Source organism: Deltaproteobacteria bacterium, assembly GCA_029860075.1.
Lineage (GTDB): Bacteria > Desulfobacterota > JADFVX01 > JADFVX01 > JADFVX01 > JAOUBX01.
Genome location: JAOUBX010000003.1, coordinates 89,177 through 105,967, shown reverse-complemented (window position 1 = coordinate 105,967; position 16,791 = coordinate 89,177). Strand labels below are relative to the sequence as shown.

The window sequence follows — 16,791 nt, the reverse complement described above, 5'->3', positions numbered from 1 at the left end:
AGATTTGCCATGTCAGGATATCCTGAAGAACTAAAAAAACTGATAGCTGCCGTTGAAAAGACGAGACCTGAGAGGGTAGCTAAAGCCAGAAAGGGTGATAACTTTCCTGCTTTAACTCTCGATCAACGGAAAGAGTGGCTTGATAAATATCACCCCGATTATAAGCCTGAAGGAAAACGTACAGTTAAAGTAGGCCCAAATAAGGGTGATTTTCTTCCTGAAGAAGTTGTTAATATACTTGAATCAAAAAGTCGTGTTAATGTAAAGAACGTCGATCTTTCATCCTGTGATATTGAGACCGATGTTCTGGTTATTGGCGGCGGTGGAGCCGGAACAGCGGCTGCACTCATGGCTCAGGAAGCGGGATGCAAGGTTGTTATTGCGACAAAATTGAGGCATGGCGATTCAAATACAGTAATGGCAGAGGGGGGGATTCAGGGAGCTACACAGGAGCCGGATTCGCCTTACTATCACTACCTTGACGTTATCGGCGGCGGGCACTTTACCAATGAGCCGAAGCTTGTGGGAGCACTGACTAATGATGCGCCACTTATTTTGAGCTGGCTTGAAGGTCTGGGAGTCATGTTTGATAAAGAGTCAGACGGAAGGTTACGCGCTCGCCATGGTGGTGGTACATCAAGAAAAAGAATGCACTCGGCTGGAGATATGACCGGTGCTGAGATCATGCGTGTAGTTAGAGATGAAGCAAGGAACAGGTCTCAGGATATTAAAGTTATCGAGTTTGCTCCGGCAATAGAACTGATTCTTGATGACAAGGGAAATTGCTCCGGTGCTATTTTATTCAATCTGGAAACTAAGGAATTTATTACCGTTAAGGCTAAGTCTGTTGTTATGGCAACCGGTGGTGGAGGAAGGCTTCATATTCAGGGTTTTGCCTGTACTAATCACTATGGAGCTACTGCTGATGGACTTGTTATGGCATACAGGGCAGGTGTAAAGAACGTTCTTATGGATTCAACTCAGTATCATCCAACCGGTGCTGTTTACCCCGAGCAGAATGTTGGACTTCTTATTACTGAAAAGGTAAGAGGCCTTGGTGCTCAGCTTCTTAATGTAGAAGGTGAACAGTTCTGTTTTCCTTTGGAACCTCGGGACATTGAATCTTCCTGTATTATCAGGGAATGCCTTGATATTGGCAAAGGGGTAATGACTCCCATAGGCAGGGTAGGTGTATGGCTTGATTCTCCAATGATCGATGAACTTCATGGAGAAGGAACCGTTAGAAAAGAACTTCCAGCCAAATATATTCAGTTTATCAGACATGGAATCGATATCAGTAAGGTACCTATGTTAATTTATCCGACACTGCACTATCAGAATGGCGGAATTCATATTATGGATAAGGGAGATACGACACTTCCCGGATTCTACAGTGCGGGAGAGGTAACCGGTGGTGTTCATGGAAGAAACAGACTGATGGGTAACTCACTGCTTGACATTTTAGTCTTTGGCCGTAGGGCAGGAATTGCCGCTTCAGAACATGCAAAGAGCGTTAAACAGGGTAAGCTTAATCTAAAGCATGTTGAAACCTTTGAAAAAGATTTGGATAAGGCGGGAATAAAAGAAGCGCCGGTTGGTCCAATGGTTCTACCTGACTATGCGCCGGAAGAAGTTAAAAACAGGCAGTGGTCACAAATGAATATCTAAAAAGATTAAGCTTTGTTGATTTTAAAGCCGGTCTCCAGAGACCGGCTTTTTTTGTTATTGCCTTAAATTTCAGACAGCAGCGCTGTTTGCACTTTTCCGGGATAAGAAGGGGTGGTTGTCCTGTTTCTTAAAAGCCGCTGTTTACGGCAGAGCTAATTCCTTAGCCCTGTTTTGCTTTGTTCTCATGAATAAGTACACCCTCCGGTGTTTCTGTTTTAGCTACATTATGACATCTTTTGCAGTCTTTAATCGGGAAGGAGACCTTCCCATGGCAGCGACCGCAGAACTGACCGGCGGCAAGAAAGGTCATCTTCATATTATTGGCGCCTACTTTATCTATGAATATGGCAGGATGACAGACGGAACATTTTATCAGGTCGGAATGAATGCCATGATCAAAAAGAACGTTTTTTACTACCCTGCTTCTGCTTTCAAAGAGAATTTTGTTGTCCCTTGTCTCTTCTTTTACCTCATTACTCAGTGAAGGCAGAGGGGTGAAATACTTGCCCTTAACCAACTCGGCCCAGTTAATAAAACCAAATTTATCAAGTGGCAATTTACCGTCTTTTAGTTTTTCGGGATACCATTTTGAACCGACCTTCTCTGCTACTTTTTTGATCTTATCGTGGTTAACAGCATCAGTTTTATAGAGGTGTGCTGATTCGGCTTTACCTGCAACATGGCAATTTATACAATCTTTTTCGGTATGAAAGGCGAGTTTGCCATCATGGCATGTTCCACAGGTTTTGCCCTCCTTGAAGGCATTATGAGAGAGATTATTGCTCCATCGTTTCATTGTAAAAATGTCTTCATGGCAGACCTTGCATTCAAACCATATGCGATGCGTCCAGTGAGGGTAAAGAACAGGCGCCAAACCTTTTTTTTGCATGGCTTTCATATTTTTTTTCATAACAAAGTTGCCAAGAAAGGCTTCCTGTTTTTTCCATTTCATCAGTTTGGCAACCCGTGCATTCTCCTTCGCTACCTCTTTTGAAATCATTTGAACTATTACTTTTAGATACTTTTCAACCTCCTTGTTTGATCCATGCCAGTTTGTAAACATGTATGCCATCGTGTTTGCAATATCAAGCAGATTGATTTTATCTTCAAAAGCCATTTCCGGAGAATCGGCTTCTATTATCATGGCTAGAATTTCGGAAGGTAAGATGTCCTTGTTTTTCTTGACAAGAAGCGCAAGCTCCTCAAACTTTAAAGCCTTATACTTTGCTGTGAAGTTTTCTCTAAAAGGGCTTGATTCGGCAAATAAATTGCCACAAAGAGCAATTAAGAAGATAAGAGATAACAAAAAACGAGACAGAAAAATATTCATCAGATCAACCCTCCATAAAGAAAAGAAAAAAAGTCATTATAATTTATAACAGGTTCTCCAGGTGACAACGCCCGCAATCGGTCACTGGAAACGCCACCTTGCCGTGGCACTTGCCACAAAACTCCCCCTTAAATATTTCAGTCATTGAGACTCTAACCAATTGAGAGTCCTTAATGGGAAATATTGATGGATGACAGTTTTTACAATCAAGCCAGTAAGTGTGGATATTATGTGGGAAGTAGGCATCGGCCATGAGTCCGACTTTAGGTTTCAGTATAAAGTCAATACCTTTTGGATTTGTTTTGCCAAGTGGCGATTCTTTACTGAATATTATTCTTTCGAGTATTCTCTGGAAATCGATTCCCATCTCGAACTTGTAATTATTTCCACCGATAGGAATGGTTTTTACGATGGGAGAAAATGACAGGGACGGTTTAATGGTGCTTGACCAGATAATAACAAAGTCGGCTGTCTCTTCCTCTTTGCCGGCCGCTTCATCGGGGTCTAAAGATGAAGCAGGGTTGATGAGGTTCCTGTTAATAACTTCTTTCCAGTCAACAAGACCATATTTGTCTTTTGGGAGAAAGCGTTGGTCAATAATGTTTTTTTTATCTTTTCCTCCAATGAGTTCAGCTTCAGCAGGGGGAGGTGTAAAGACGAGCTTTTTCGAACTTGCAAGGGGCTTTGTGCAGGACATAACAGAAAGAGGAATAGAAAAAATAAATAAAAAAAATAAAGCCTTATAAGTGTTTCTAAAGGCGGTATTTTTTACTTTATTTCCTCTTTGCATTTTGTACTACACCTCCCGTATAGCCGGGTCTCATTGAATGACATTTTTCACACTCGATAGGTTCCCAGGCTATGATTCCATTATGGCATTTACCGCACATCTCGCCCTCCATAATGACGTTCATGTTGATTTCATTGGCTCCGGCCTTCATGACAAAAATATCATTATGGCAGACCTTGCATTTAAATCTAATTCGATGGAACGTGTGGGGAAACAAGACATCCTTGACGCCAACTTCCCTCATGGAAGCAGCATTTTTATTGAGAATGACATCGCCATATTGTCCTGTTGTTGCCGCTGTGGCGGAATTATCGGTTAAGAAAAGAAGGATAAACAATAAAATTAATAAATGAGATAACTTTTTCATATCAATCATTGTAAAATAATTTGAATTGTTAACCGATAATAACAAAAGAAATCTTAATTTAAAAGGATTCTTTTAGTATTCAATACTTCAAATGAAATAAATGTGATCCTGATAGGAAGATCCATAAAAAAAGTAGTTTAGTTTTAATGATTTAGAGATAATATTATGAGTAAATATTTATTGAAATAAAGTGCGGCAGTCACTAAAAATGAATATTTGGTCTGATAATAAACTGTAAGTCCCCTTTTCTATCTTTTCTTTCCAGGGCGCCCGTATATTTTCTGCTGCCTTCCCATATAAAGCCAAGCGCAATGGAGGCAGCTAAATGTTTTTCTTTCCAGGGAAGTTTTTTATCTACAATAAAGTAGTGCCTTACAGGGCTCAGACTATTCATGTCTATATCATACCTGTACTCAATCCCGCTATTGTCAATAATGGATCCGGCCGAAGCCTTGTAATCAAGGCGGCTTCGTCTCAGAGCAATATAAAGAACATCTTTTATGTCTTTATGATCGTGGAACTTGGCCCCAATGCGGTAACTCCAGCTTAGCTTGTAACTTTCGAACTTCTGGTCACCTTTTACTTTCCATTCCAGCTCAGCCCATTTATCGAAGATCAATTCATTATCTCTAATATGATAATCTCCCACACTTAAAAGGTAGCCCATGTAACCAAAATTGCCTTTTTTTCCTTTTTCACCGGGGCGAGTAAATTTGAGTACATTTCCGAGAAACAAATTAAAAGCGTAAGGTTCTTCAAATCCTGCGGTAACGGCTTTAACGAGATTGACGTTTCTATTAATACGGGCCCTGTTGTAAAAATCCTCATCATTTTTTCTGATAAAGACACCCGTTACGGGCATGGGGAAAAGGGAGGCCTCAACAACAAAAAATCGGGGAAGAAGGGAACTGTAAAAGAGTTTTTTATAAACCGCTAATTCCGTCATGTCGCCTGCATCCGGAACAGGCGAGTCGGTAAGGTTGACATAGAGTCCCGTATTTGAGTAATAAGCGTCCAATTCATATTCTATGGTATAACGTTTAAAATTATTTGTTGATTTGTCTCCCGCCGCATTACTTTCTTCAGCAAAGGCAAAGAGGGGAGAGAAAATAAGGAGAATGAATGAGGAGATGAGGCGCTTCATAATTCATCTGGAAAATAAAAAGGCATAAAGGTTCGATATAATAATAACAAGAAGATTAACATTTCACTATTTCTTGTTCTATTCGAAGTAAGGGGTTTATTTATTAAGGACAATGGATTTCTGTCTATCTTCGTATAAATCCTGTTAATAAAATGGAAAAGCCAGTTGCCCTGTTTCCGGACTATCCCTCCCGTCATCGGTAAAATTAGAAATGCTCATACCGAGAAGCCTCACCTTTTTTTCTCCTGCCTCTGTGGAAGCAAGTAAGGGCATAATTAGATCCATCATAGGGCCGGCCCCGGTAATGGCTTCATTGACAGTTATACTTCGTGTCACCTGTTTGAAATCAAAGTACTTAACCTTAAGAGTAATTGTCCTGGCAGTGCGTTCCCGGGGCTTTAGATATTTCTCAATTTTTTCTGCAAGTACCTTAAGAACATCACCCATTACATTAACATCAATTATATCTTCTTTAAGGGTTGTTTCTTTCCCCACTGACTTTCGTACCCAGTGAGTCACGACGGGCCTGTCATCGTTACCATGGACGATTTTATAGAAATATCCTCCTGATTTGCCAAAGAGTGATATAAGTTTTTCTTTATCCAGCTTTTTGAGATGAGCTCCGGTTTTTATGCCCATATGATGCATCTTTTTTTCAGTTACTTTTCCCACGCCAAAGATTCTGCCAACGGGGAGATTATCAATAAAGGCGGGCGCTTTTTCAGGTGTAATAACGGTAAGTCCGTCTGGTTTTCGATAGTCGGAAGCCACTTTAGCAAGAAATTTGTTGAATGAAACACCGGCTGAAGCCGTCAACCCTCCTGTTTTTTCCACTATTTTTTTCTTTATTTCTCCGGCAATCTCTGTTGCGCTTGTAATCGCTTTTTTGTTTACCGTTACATCGAGATAGGCTTCATCAAGTGATAAGGGCTCAACCAGATCGGTGTATTCGAAAAAAATATTCCTTATTTCATTGGATACTTCCTTATAGGCATCGAACCGTGGCCTTAAAAACACAGCGTCAGGGCAGAGTTTATAGGCTCTTGAGCAGGGCATGGCCGAGTGAATGCCATACTTTCTCGCTTCATAAGAGCAGGCAGCAACGACTCCGCGGCTTTGAGGGTCGCCTCCGACAATAAGGGCTTTGCCTTTAAGTTCAGGTCGGTCTCTCTCTTCGACTGAGGCAAAGAAGGCATCCATATCGATATGTATAATTTTTTTTGTTTTTTTCATTCTCCTGGAACGGTGGGCGATCTCTGAACAGTCGGGCATGAATCTATAGTGTAACATATTGTTTAAGGGCGCTTTCAAAAAAATCCCGGCTTCATCTGCAGTAAAGGGGGGACTTTTTTTGAAGCGCTGTGGAATCAGGCGCTTTTACCGGAAGCCATGAACCAACGGCTCTTTTAGGAGAATATATGAAGGTAGAAAATGATATCCATAGAGGTTTATAAAATTATCCTTTTTATTGTTACCCTTTTTCGTTCAACAAAAGGGGTTCATATGCTATAAAAAGAAAGGGGGAAAAGGAGAGATGGCGAAAGAATGGCAGCGCTAAATATTTCACCTGCATCGATAGAAAGACATTACAGGAAACTCGATAAAATCGGCGTTGCCGGTTCAACGAGAGAAGCCGGTTATATACGAACAGCCTATTCTGTTGAAGAGACATCGGTCATAGAATATATTGCTCAGGCGGCAAAAGGCGCAGGACTGCTGACCCGATGCGACGGAATTGGCAACCTTATTGTTGAAACACCCGGTAATTATAATGAATACGTTGAGACGGGGTCCCATGCTGATACAGTCCCTTTTGGCGGCAATTATGATGGACTGGCAGGTATCGTTGCCGGTCTCGAAGCTATAATTATGTTGCATCGTTCTTCAGAAGTGTTAAAAAAGGGACTCCGATTAAGGGTCTGGCGTGGAGAAGAGTCGGCCGCTTTCGGTTATGCCTCAATGGGAAGCAGGGGGGCTTTCGGTTGTCTCCATGGGCCGGCCCTTAAAGCGAGTTATAAAGGGCACACGCTGGAGGAGTGGATGCACAGGTGCGGCGTCGATTCAGAGTGTATAAAAAAAGGCGTTCCTGCGCTGTCACAGGAAGAAATAGATTCCATATCAGCCTATGTGGAACTCCATATTGAGCAGGGTAACTTCCTTGAAGTTAAGAGTAAAGACATTGGTATTGTAAGCGGCGTCAGGGGACCTGCGCGCTATCTTGTACATTTGATGGGTGAATTCGATCATTCGGGAGCAACGCCTATGGGCAGTGAATATAGAAAAGATACAAACCTGGCACTTGGTTATATTCTTGTCGCCCTCCATGAACTGGCACAGGAGCATTTGAATAAAGGGATGGATCTTGTTCAGACCATGGGCGTCATCAACAGTATTAATGATCTCAATGACAAGTATGGAGAAGTTTATAAAAATGCCATATCCAAAGTGAGTGGATTTGCTTATTTCTCATTCGAAGTAAGAAGCTGCAATGAAAATATGAATGAATATTGTAAAAATGCCAGGCTGCTTATAGAGAAAAAAGCAAAAGAAATGGGTGTTGAAACTCACATTGAGGAATTGTCTTTTACGCCCGGTATAGATTCCCTGCATATGGAAATCAGGGAATCTATTGAAAAATCCTGCCGCGAAACAGGGGCCTCTTTTCTTGAAATGGTAAGCGGCGCCTGGCATGATGCGGCCGTCATTGCCGAACAGAAAAGAAGTGACGGATCCTTAATTCCTTCGGGACTCATTTTTATCCCCTGCCGTAATGGCAAAAGTCATTCTCCCGATGAATACTCAAGGCCCGATCAAATTGCCAAAGGTGCAATTGTTCTGGCAAAAACCTTGCTTAAGCTGGCCATGGAGTAATTATTTTCCATAAAACTTTCTATCGTCTTTTTATCCCTGCTGTCTGCGGCCTATGCGCCTGAAAATCACCACACCGGACATAAGGACCATGGCGCTGAAGCAGTATCAATAGAAAATTTCGTTAAGGTCTAAATGAGGTTTCTATGCTCGGTGCGCTTCTTTTAGACAAGCTTGATACTATGGAAGAGCCTTTCACGACAAGTTAAAAAGCCTGCCGGAAAGAAGGGTAAAAGGTATTGAAAATTTAGGAAATCATCTCATCGTTTCAAAACCCGTATCCATAAAAAAATTAATGAAGGTAATAGAAGAAGAGATGTGTGGTGAAAAGGCAGGTGAATAAATGAGCATTTGCCCATAGCAGTTATCCATTTCCCGCCAGGGTTTGTTAAGAGGGGGAAATAGGGTTTCTATAAGTGCTAATTACCAGCTTTATGTTAAGTATCTCTCTAAAATTCAAAGTCCAAAGAGATATTCCCGTTAATTCCCCTTGGTTCATATTCGCCTTTCAGCCAGCTTCCGGAAATATGGTCCCGATTGTCCAAAACATTTCTGATCCGAAGCCTGAGAGCCGTATTTTCGATGGAAAAGGCTTTATTCCACAAGAGGCCGACATCAAAATAATAGCGGTTGTTAATGGTTTTGAACTTATTACGCTGAACGTCGTAAGCGCTTTGTGCCGTCATATATCTGGCAGATGGAGAGAGGAAAACATTTTCGGCAGTTGTGATGGTCGTTCCCGCGTTGACGGTCAGTCTTGGAGAACCGATCATGCGGTGGTCGTCATCAACGAGAATGTGTCTTTCAACATCGGGGTTATCGGCATCGAAAGTAGAATCGAGCCAACTGAAATTGAGCCAGTTGTCCATTCCTTCCTTTGGTCTGTACCGCACGTCTCCTTCCGCACCCCATCCCTTGTAATCGCTCAGGTTAGTCCAGGGGCCTCCCCAGGAGATAAAGTCCTGCAGGTACTGATAATAAAGGGTGAATGAGCTCCTTCCCTTGCGGCCGCTGAAATAGAGGATATTTTGCCACTCCAGGGTACTCAGCCGTTCGGGCATATCAGCCGTATCGTTTTGCTGAGCCCAGGCAGGGGTGGTGGGGCCGGCGTTGTTAGCGCCCCAAAGCTCCATCCGGCTGGCCATTGGCGCAGGCATTTTGACTACATGGTTATACATTAACTTGCTTGTCCAGTTATCAGTTGCCTTATAGACGAGAGCAGCCCTTCCACCGGGAAACCAGTCGTGACCGGGCAGGACCGTATTCCGGTCGGCACGCAGGCCGAGAACCGTTTTTAGCTTTTCCGATGCCTCCCATGTGTCGGAGAAATAGAATCCAAGCGCATTGGCTGAACCGTCGAGAAATGTATCGCCATCATCACTTCTGAATGTTACATAGTCGTCATGGGAAGCTTGCACACCCGTTTGTATGATGTGGGTTTTGCCCGAATAGATTCCGCCAAGTTCAAGATTGTAGTCACGGGACTTCAATTCACCATCTCCGCCTGTTTCCGGGTCTTTGGTTTCAGTCCTCGACGCTGCCCTCAGAATGGCATGGCTTATTAAAGCGCTGCTCCACTTCTGTTCATTGCGGAGGCTGGCGGAGTAGATCTGTTCGACTACGGAAAGATGCCGGTCATGTGCAGCAGTGCTGGAGGAGATAACATAACCGCCTCTGGCGGAAATATGCGGCCGTTTGCTTTCATAGGCCTGCAACTGGCCCGACCATCCTTTGTAGCGACCCCGGGTGACAAAGTGGTACTGGCGCTCCGATGCCGCTACCCAGGAATGCCCTTTTGTACCTTGCAGACCGGCATCTTCAATCTTTTCATCAAAAGCGCTGAATCCGATTCTACGCTCCATAGTCAGCAAGGTGCTCATCTGTTTGTCCTCTTGCCACTCCTTTCCTGCTGCCACTGTGCCGCGATAATCAACATCGCTGCCTGTAGTTACCGATAAACTCGTGCCGTCAACCTTGCGGGTGATGACATTGACTGTTGCCACCAGGGTGTTTGCCGCTTCGAAAAAGGAGGAGGGGCCGACGATTACTTCCACTTTTTCCACCTCGTCCAGGTTGATGGGTCCGTTAAGAAAATCAGGTTCATTGATGCCGATAATCTCATAGCCGTTGACCATGAGGGTGAGCTTCTGGTTGTCATTGGCGTTCAGGCCGCGTACCCCTGCCACGTACTGGATGTCGCGGTGCAATACGACAAAACCGGGGATATGTTCGAGCAGGTCCTTGAGGCTCTGGTAATTACGCTTCCTGATGGTTTTCCTGTCTATGGAATAGGCTGTACCGATGGTTTCATCGAAGGGCACCTTGATCCGGCTTGAGGTAGTAAAGGTTACTTTACCCAATTCTTCAAGGCTCAAATCAAGCAAGTCCTCCCGGGCGTTGCCTGTAATCGGTCCAATAAGCAGTAACAAAAGAATTGTGCAGATAATTGTATAGTTGCTCATGTTTTAGATAAACTTCTTATTGAATCCCTGGCGGGTGCATTCCCCCCGGTTCGGGATAAAGCGGGAACGTAGTCTCCGCGCTCATACCCCGCTGCTTGCGGCGGGTGATTGATTAATTACAGTCATGAAAAAGTCTGTATATATAAATAAAACTTATAGCAATAGATTTGTCAAGTGGGCGGCAATGAGGAAAAAAATGATATAATTAAACATAAATAGAAAATCCGGATTCGTTCCTGTTTGTATATTGAAACAATAAGCCAGGCATAAAGCTTGTGACTGTGCATTTTTTCATAACCCCTCCCTGTAGAGGTTTAATATTCCCCGCCTTGATAAGGAGCACCCAGAGGGCATAAAGGGCTTAAGGGGTGGTTGAATAATCAGCTGCTCTTCAATAATTGGTTTTTTTATGGGGTGGAGCTTTTACCACCCCCAACCCCTCCTAAAATAGGAGGGGAGTGTAAAAGATTCCCCGACTTGATAAGGAGTTTGTTAATAATATTTCCACAGCCTGGGGAAAGTAAAAAGGCAAACCTTTTAAAAGAGCCGCCTATAATGTCTTCACAGCTCTATCTGAAAATTTTTGTAGTTATTTCTTTGCTCATTTCCTTCGCCCAACCTCTGGGCACAGCAGTACCCTCACGCTCCAACCTGGTTTCCGTATACCTTTTCCGGCTGGCCGAGAACATCCAATGGGCCAATCAGGCCAATATAAAAACCTACCGCATCCATATCATCGATGACAGCCGCAGTATTTATGATTCCCTGAAAGGCGTTGCCAAAATCAAAAAACTTCATGGTAAGCCAATAAAGGTGACACGTTCCACAAGAAGCGATGTGCCGGCCGACGCCCATCTCATTTATCTTTCCGCTGACAAGGCCGGGGACTACCCCCGGATTTTCAAAGAAGCTCAGGGGCGAAACGTCCTGCTCGTTTCGGACAGTGTAGCCAACAAGCGTATTATTATGATCAACCTTTTTGAAACGGAGGAAAAGGGGGTTCGCTTCGAGATCAACAAGGCCAATATTCTCAACCAGAATCTGGGAATAAATCCCGATATTATCCTTCTCGGCGGAACAGAGATCGACGTAGCCGAGCTCTACAGGAAAGCCCAACTTTCTTTGAATGAACAGGATGAACGAATCAATGCCCTTCAGCGCGAAAGAATGGAACTGGAAGAGAAGATGAAAGAAATCCGTCAGGAAAGGGGCGCCCTTAAGGAAGCGGTAGATATAGAAAAGGCCGCTCTTCAGGAGGCCGTGAAGAAAACGAAGGAACAGGAAGCGATTATAGAGGAAGGTCATAAAGAGTATGATCTATTGATGCGGAAAAATGAACAACAGCAAGATATTATCAATGATCAGAAGGCGCTTGTTGAAAGTGAACACAGGAAATATGAAGAACTGACGGAGCGGATACGTACACGTGAAGAAGCCCTCAGTAAACAAGAGAAGGAAATCGAGGCCCGCTCGACAATATTGGAGGAGCAGGGTGAGAAAATAGAGAGACAGGAAAAAACCATTGACGAGCAGGAGGAAGTTTTAGCCAGGCAAACAGATACTATTTCAATGCAGCAAAACTTTCTCTATGCCCTCATGGCCGTTGTTTTACTCATTGCCGGTCTGGCCATAACCATCTTCCAGAGCTATCGTATGAGAACACGCACTAACGCCCTGCTTATTGAAAGTGAGCGAAAGCTTAAAGAAGCGCAGCACATTGCCAGTCTGGGTCAATGGGAATTGAACCTGAAGACAGATAAACTTGACTGGTCCGATGAAGCTTATCGTATCTTTGAAATTGACGAAAAGACTTTTGACAACTCTTATGAAGCCTTTATTGACGTTGTTCACCCCGAGGACCGGCATATGGTTAGCAGGGCCTACACCTCTTCAGTTGAAAGAAAGAAGCCCTATGAATTGGTCCATCGATTACTCATGAAAGACGACCGCATTAAGTTCGTGCGAGAACTGGGTCGTACTGAATATGCAGAAGACGGCAGTCCTTCGCGTTCTATTGGCTCCGTACAGGATATTACTCCCCTGAAAATGGTAGAAGAAGAACTCAAAGCGGCCAAGGAAGAGGCCGATCTGGCCAATCGGGCAAAGTCGATTTTTCTTGCCAATATGAGCCATGAACTGCGTACTCCCCTCAATGCTATTTTAGGCTTTTCACAAATGATGGCCCGCGATGCCGCAGTAACGGAAAAGCAACGGGAACAGGTTGGAATTATCAATCGGAGCGGAGAACATCTTCTTGCCATGATCAATGATATTCTTGATCTCTCCAAGATTGAAGCAGGTAAAACGGAGCTTGAGATGAGGCCTTTTAATGTGGAAAGCCTCCTTGACGACGTGAGTGACATGATCCGCCCCAAAGTGATGGAAAAGTCAGTTACCTTCTCCCTTGAAAAAGATTCACTAAGGGAGCGATTTGTCAAAGGGGATGCAGGTAAAATTAGGCAGGTGCTTATCAATTTGCTGGCAAATGCTATTAAGTTTACCGACAGGGGAGGGGTGACCCTGCGTGCTAAAACAGAGCCATTAATTGATCGTCCTTCATTCTGCCGGCTCTCACTGGAAGTGGAAGATACGGGATACGGTATTGAAGAGGAAATGCTTGGCCGTATCTTCGAACCCTTTATCCAGGCAGGCGAAAGGCGCGGTAATGTAAAAGGAACAGGCCTGGGGCTTGCTATAAGCAATTCATTTATTAAAAATATGGGAGGGGAAGTGAGTGTTGAAAGCAAAAAAGGGCAGGGTTCCCTTTTCAAAGTGGGGCTGCCTCTGGAAAAAGCCCATGTAGAAGAGCCGGCTGTCACGATTGTTCCCGCTGGAAATGTGACGGGACTTGTGCCGGGGCAAGCGTCTTATCGTATTCTGGTGGTGGAAGATGATCCGGAAAATCTCTTGCTCCTTACAACACTGCTTAAAGACGTGGGCTTTTCTATACGTGAAGCCGTAAACGGGAAAGAGGCCCTTGAGATTTTCAGGCAGTGGCATCCCCATTTTATCTGGATGGATATGCGCATGCCCGTTATGGACGGATATGAGGCGACCTCTAAAATACGGGACATGGCGGGAGGCCATGAGGTAAAGATCGCTGCTATTACGGCAAGCGCATTTAAAGAACAGAGGGGGAAAATTTTAAATGCCGGATGTGATGAAATACTATGGAAACCCTTCCAGCCTGAAGAAATCTTCCACATGATGGAGAAGCTGCTCGCTGTCAAGTATCTTTATGAGGAAGAGGGCCAAGTGCCTGCCCTATCTCATAAGGAACTGACGCCTGAAATTTTGTCGGCTTTGCCTTTAGATCAACTGGAATCACTTCATAAGGCGGCAAAAGACTTTGATGATGAAGCGATGGAGAAGCTAATTATTGAGTTAAAAAAGCTTATGCCCGAAGCTGCAAATGGGCTTGGTTCCCTGCTGTCGGCCTTTCGCTTCGATATTATGATTGATCTTTGTAATGAAGCGATTAAATTGAAGAAGAAGGTGCAATAAGGCCGACAGAAGTGCGGTATTTGGTACTTTTTGAATTTACTTCTTAGCCTGACGACTATGGGGAGAGGGGGGATTTGAGCGGCTGACAATTAGACAGTTTCCCTATAATAACCAAACACAGCGACTCTGTGATTTAGATATTAACCCTGGAAACCATTGCTATCAGCTATTCCTTTGTTACACTTAAAATAAGGGATATAAGCGTTGAAAGCAAAGTGAGGAATGGGCACCTTTTTTATAGTTTCCATTTTTCTTGAAAAGGGCTTTTTCGCAGTAGATTTGCCCTAAGTCCGGCAGGCTCCCAGACGGTTATTTCTGATTTTCAAAAAATATAAATAGTGTCAATCCAGAAATTATAATAAATCAAACTTTGTTTTCAATTCAGAAAGGCGGGATTTTTTGCAAGGTCAAGGAAATCAAGGGTTTCGCCGAGTCGTACTGCTGTACGTCGCACAAGCAAAACCGAAGATTGACGCAGAGATTGCGGAAAAGCACCCTTTCTGGATGAAAACTAAATAAAGAGGTTTAAAAAATGCCCTTAATCTTGAAAATACCTGTCTTACTCAAATATTTCCGTCTCATAAAGCCCGCATTGATAATTGTATGCAGTCTGTCGTTAGCAACGGCCTGTACACCCTCCAAGCCGAAAGAAACCTTGCCACGGCTTTCTAATATGGGTCCGGCCTCATTGCACAAGGTACAAAGCAAAAGGCTGGAGCTTTTAATGCATGAGATGGAACATCTTGTTTTCGAACGGCTCTACAGTGAGCTCGAGCGGGACCGCATCCGCCTGCGAAACGCTAAACAGATAGCAACACTCCTTACCGAAATGGCGTCGACAATCAAGAACCCCGACTATATAAAAAATAACCTCAATCTTGATGAGAAGAATCAACTTTACTTTGAGAAACTTGCCGCTGATCTTGACCGGCGGGCCCGGATAGTAAAAGAGGCCATAAGGTCGGAAGATCCGGCATCGCTCAGAATGGTGACAGGAAAAATGATTAACGCCTGCAATGCTTGCCACGATCAGTTTCGTGACATGAGTAAAGAAAGCAAAGAGCTAAAGGATCTCATATGAAAATATATGCCGAAAAACGACACTCCATGCCATATTACCTGAGCTCTATCAGCAGAATATGCTTTCCGGCCCTTTTAGCCCTTTTTTATCTAAATACCACGGCCATTGCAAAGGATGTCGACAGGGAGATAGAGCTTCTCAGGCAAAAGCTGGAACAGCAAAATCAACGTATAGAGGAACTTGAAAAAGAGCAGTCCGGGATAAAATCCGACAATAGTATCAGATCCTTTCTGACTGTCGGCGGGCGTGTACAGTTTGACGCCCTCTATAACCGGCCCAGTGTTGGAGGACCGGGTGGCGGTAATTCCGGTGATCTCTCTGTTTGGCCCGGAGCTGTCCCTCTTGATAGTAGCGGCGAAAGGGGGCAGTTTAACTTTCATGGCCGCGACAGCCGAATCTGGCTGAAATCACGAATACCGACGATAGAAGGATATTTAGCTTCTCTCATCGAAGTTGATTTCTGGGGTTCCAGCGGCAATGAAAAGATCAGCAATTCGCACAATATACGCCTGCGACACGCTTATCTCGAGATAGGCCAACTGACCATGGGCCAGACAAACTCCACCTTCCATGGTACAGGCAACCCGGATACATTTGTTCTCCCGGCGACAGATGTTTTTGCGCGCCAGCCACAGATTCGTTTTACGCAAGCCTTTCAAAGTGGAGATTTTCGGATAGCGCTGGAACAGGCGGAAACGACGCTTACCAATACATCGGGAATTCAGCTAACTCCCGATGATGACCGCTACCCGGACATTGCAAGCAGGTTAACCTTGCGTGGCGATTGGGGTGAGGCCTCCCTGTCGGGCTTATTTCGCGAGATCCGCAGTGACGGCGCCCTGGTGGCAGGCGTGGAAGATCATGTATGGGGATATGGCCTTTATGCATCGGGGCGTTTGAATACTTTCGGTGTGGATAATCTCAGATTGGGCATTGCCTACGGCGATGCCATCGGACGATATGTAGCGGGGAATACTTATAATGACGGCGCTATTGATTCACAGGGGCAAATTAAGCTGCAGACAATCGTCAATGCACATATTTCCTATCAACACTGGTGGAGTGACAACATTCGTTCCAACCTGGCATATGCTTACGTTCATGCCGATAACGACCTCAATATCGTTCCCGCAACAGTGGACAAAGAGGCTTATTCCCTGCATATGAATATTATTTTCACCACAGTTGACAATGTATTGTACGGCATGGAGTATGTCCATGCCGAACGGGAGCTGGAAAACGGACAGGATGGAGAGCTTGACCGTGTGCAGTTTCGTATGCGCTATGACTTCTGAATGACGACGGGGCAGCAGTGATCTTTCCTGTACCTCGTCCATTATAAATTGCTTTTCCTTCCCTTTTGATTCCGTTGCGTGAAGGCATTCCGGTACTTGCCCCTTTAATCTCTCAGTTTTTGATTAATGGGAAGAATATGGATTAGTTGTTAAATGAAACCCGGATTCCACACCATCATAGCGACATCATTTCCCGGCCTGTTCATTTTATCTTCAGGCTCTAAAAGGCTGAAAAGGGCGAGCAGGCCGTCGGGCAGTTTCAGTAATGGCAGCCCCATTTCA

The 16,791-nt window shown here is 44.2% G+C and carries 12 protein-coding genes; 5 read left to right on the top strand and 7 right to left on the bottom strand.

Annotated features, from left to right (window positions below):
• Nucleotides 1-9 precede the first annotated feature (9 nt).
• Nucleotides 10-1,668: an FAD-binding protein gene (locus OEV42_01675; protein MDH3972964.1), complete on the top strand. Its 1,659-nt coding sequence runs from the start codon at nt 10-12 to the stop codon at nt 1,666-1,668.
• Between the two features lie 160 nt (nt 1,669-1,828).
• Here the strand turns inward: OEV42_01675 and OEV42_01670 are convergent, their stop codons facing one another.
• The 5 genes from OEV42_01670 to dinB all read right to left on the bottom strand — a co-directional run bounded on the left by OEV42_01670 (nt 1,829) and on the right by dinB (nt 6,589).
• Complete coding sequence (locus OEV42_01670; GenBank protein MDH3972963.1) at nt 1,829-2,998, bottom strand: hypothetical protein; 1,170 nt, start codon at nt 2,996-2,998, stop codon at nt 1,829-1,831.
• A 43-nt stretch (nt 2,999-3,041) separates the two neighbouring features.
• Nucleotides 3,042-3,788: a hypothetical protein gene (locus OEV42_01665; GenBank protein ID MDH3972962.1), complete on the bottom strand. Its 747-nt coding sequence runs from the start codon at nt 3,786-3,788 to the stop codon at nt 3,042-3,044.
• On the bottom strand, nt 3,772-4,155 hold the full coding sequence (locus tag OEV42_01660) for a hypothetical protein (GenBank protein ID MDH3972961.1): 384 nt from the start codon (nt 4,153-4,155) through the stop codon (nt 3,772-3,774). Before OEV42_01660 ends, OEV42_01665 begins: the two co-directional genes overlap by 17 nt.
• A 202-nt stretch (nt 4,156-4,357) precedes the next feature.
• Nucleotides 4,358-5,299: a hypothetical protein gene (locus OEV42_01655; protein ID MDH3972960.1), complete on the bottom strand. Its 942-nt coding sequence runs from the start codon at nt 5,297-5,299 to the stop codon at nt 4,358-4,360.
• Between the two features lie 144 nt (nt 5,300-5,443).
• The gene (gene dinB, locus OEV42_01650) at nt 5,444-6,589 is read right to left on the bottom strand and encodes a DNA polymerase IV (protein ID MDH3972959.1); all 1,146 of its coding nucleotides are present in this window, start codon (nt 6,587-6,589) and stop codon (nt 5,444-5,446) included.
• A 255-nt stretch (nt 6,590-6,844) separates the two neighbouring features.
• Here dinB and OEV42_01645 point away from each other — a divergent pair, with 255 nt between their 5' ends.
• The gene (locus tag OEV42_01645; GenBank protein ID MDH3972958.1) at nt 6,845-8,170 is read left to right on the top strand and encodes a hydantoinase/carbamoylase family amidase; all 1,326 of its coding nucleotides are present in this window, start codon (nt 6,845-6,847) and stop codon (nt 8,168-8,170) included.
• Between the two features lie 446 nt (nt 8,171-8,616).
• Here the strand turns inward: OEV42_01645 and OEV42_01640 are convergent, their stop codons facing one another.
• The gene (locus tag OEV42_01640; protein MDH3972957.1) at nt 8,617-10,629 is read right to left on the bottom strand and encodes a TonB-dependent receptor plug domain-containing protein; all 2,013 of its coding nucleotides are present in this window, start codon (nt 10,627-10,629) and stop codon (nt 8,617-8,619) included.
• 555 nt (nt 10,630-11,184) lie between these two features.
• On the opposite strand from OEV42_01640, the gene OEV42_01635 reads away from it, so the two are divergent.
• The 3 genes from OEV42_01635 (at nt 11,185) to OEV42_01625 (ending at nt 16,509) form a co-directional block, all read left to right on the top strand.
• Complete coding sequence (locus tag OEV42_01635; protein MDH3972956.1) at nt 11,185-14,133, top strand: YfiR/HmsC family protein; 2,949 nt, start codon at nt 11,185-11,187, stop codon at nt 14,131-14,133.
• Between the two features lie 532 nt (nt 14,134-14,665).
• Nucleotides 14,666-15,214 (top strand): cytochrome c, encoded by a 549-nt coding sequence (locus OEV42_01630; protein MDH3972955.1) that lies wholly within the window; start codon nt 14,666-14,668, stop codon nt 15,212-15,214.
• Nucleotides 15,211-16,509: a porin gene (locus OEV42_01625; GenBank protein ID MDH3972954.1), complete on the top strand. Its 1,299-nt coding sequence runs from the start codon at nt 15,211-15,213 to the stop codon at nt 16,507-16,509. The genes OEV42_01630 and OEV42_01625 overlap by 4 nt, the downstream gene beginning before the upstream one ends.
• A 149-nt stretch (nt 16,510-16,658) precedes the next feature.
• Here the strand turns inward: OEV42_01625 and OEV42_01620 are convergent, their stop codons facing one another.
• Nucleotides 16,659-16,787 carry a hypothetical protein gene (locus OEV42_01620; GenBank protein MDH3972953.1) on the bottom strand — a complete coding sequence of 43 codons (129 nt, stop codon included), beginning with the start codon at nt 16,785-16,787 and terminating at the stop codon, nt 16,659-16,661.
• Nucleotides 16,788-16,791: the final 4 nt, after the last annotated feature.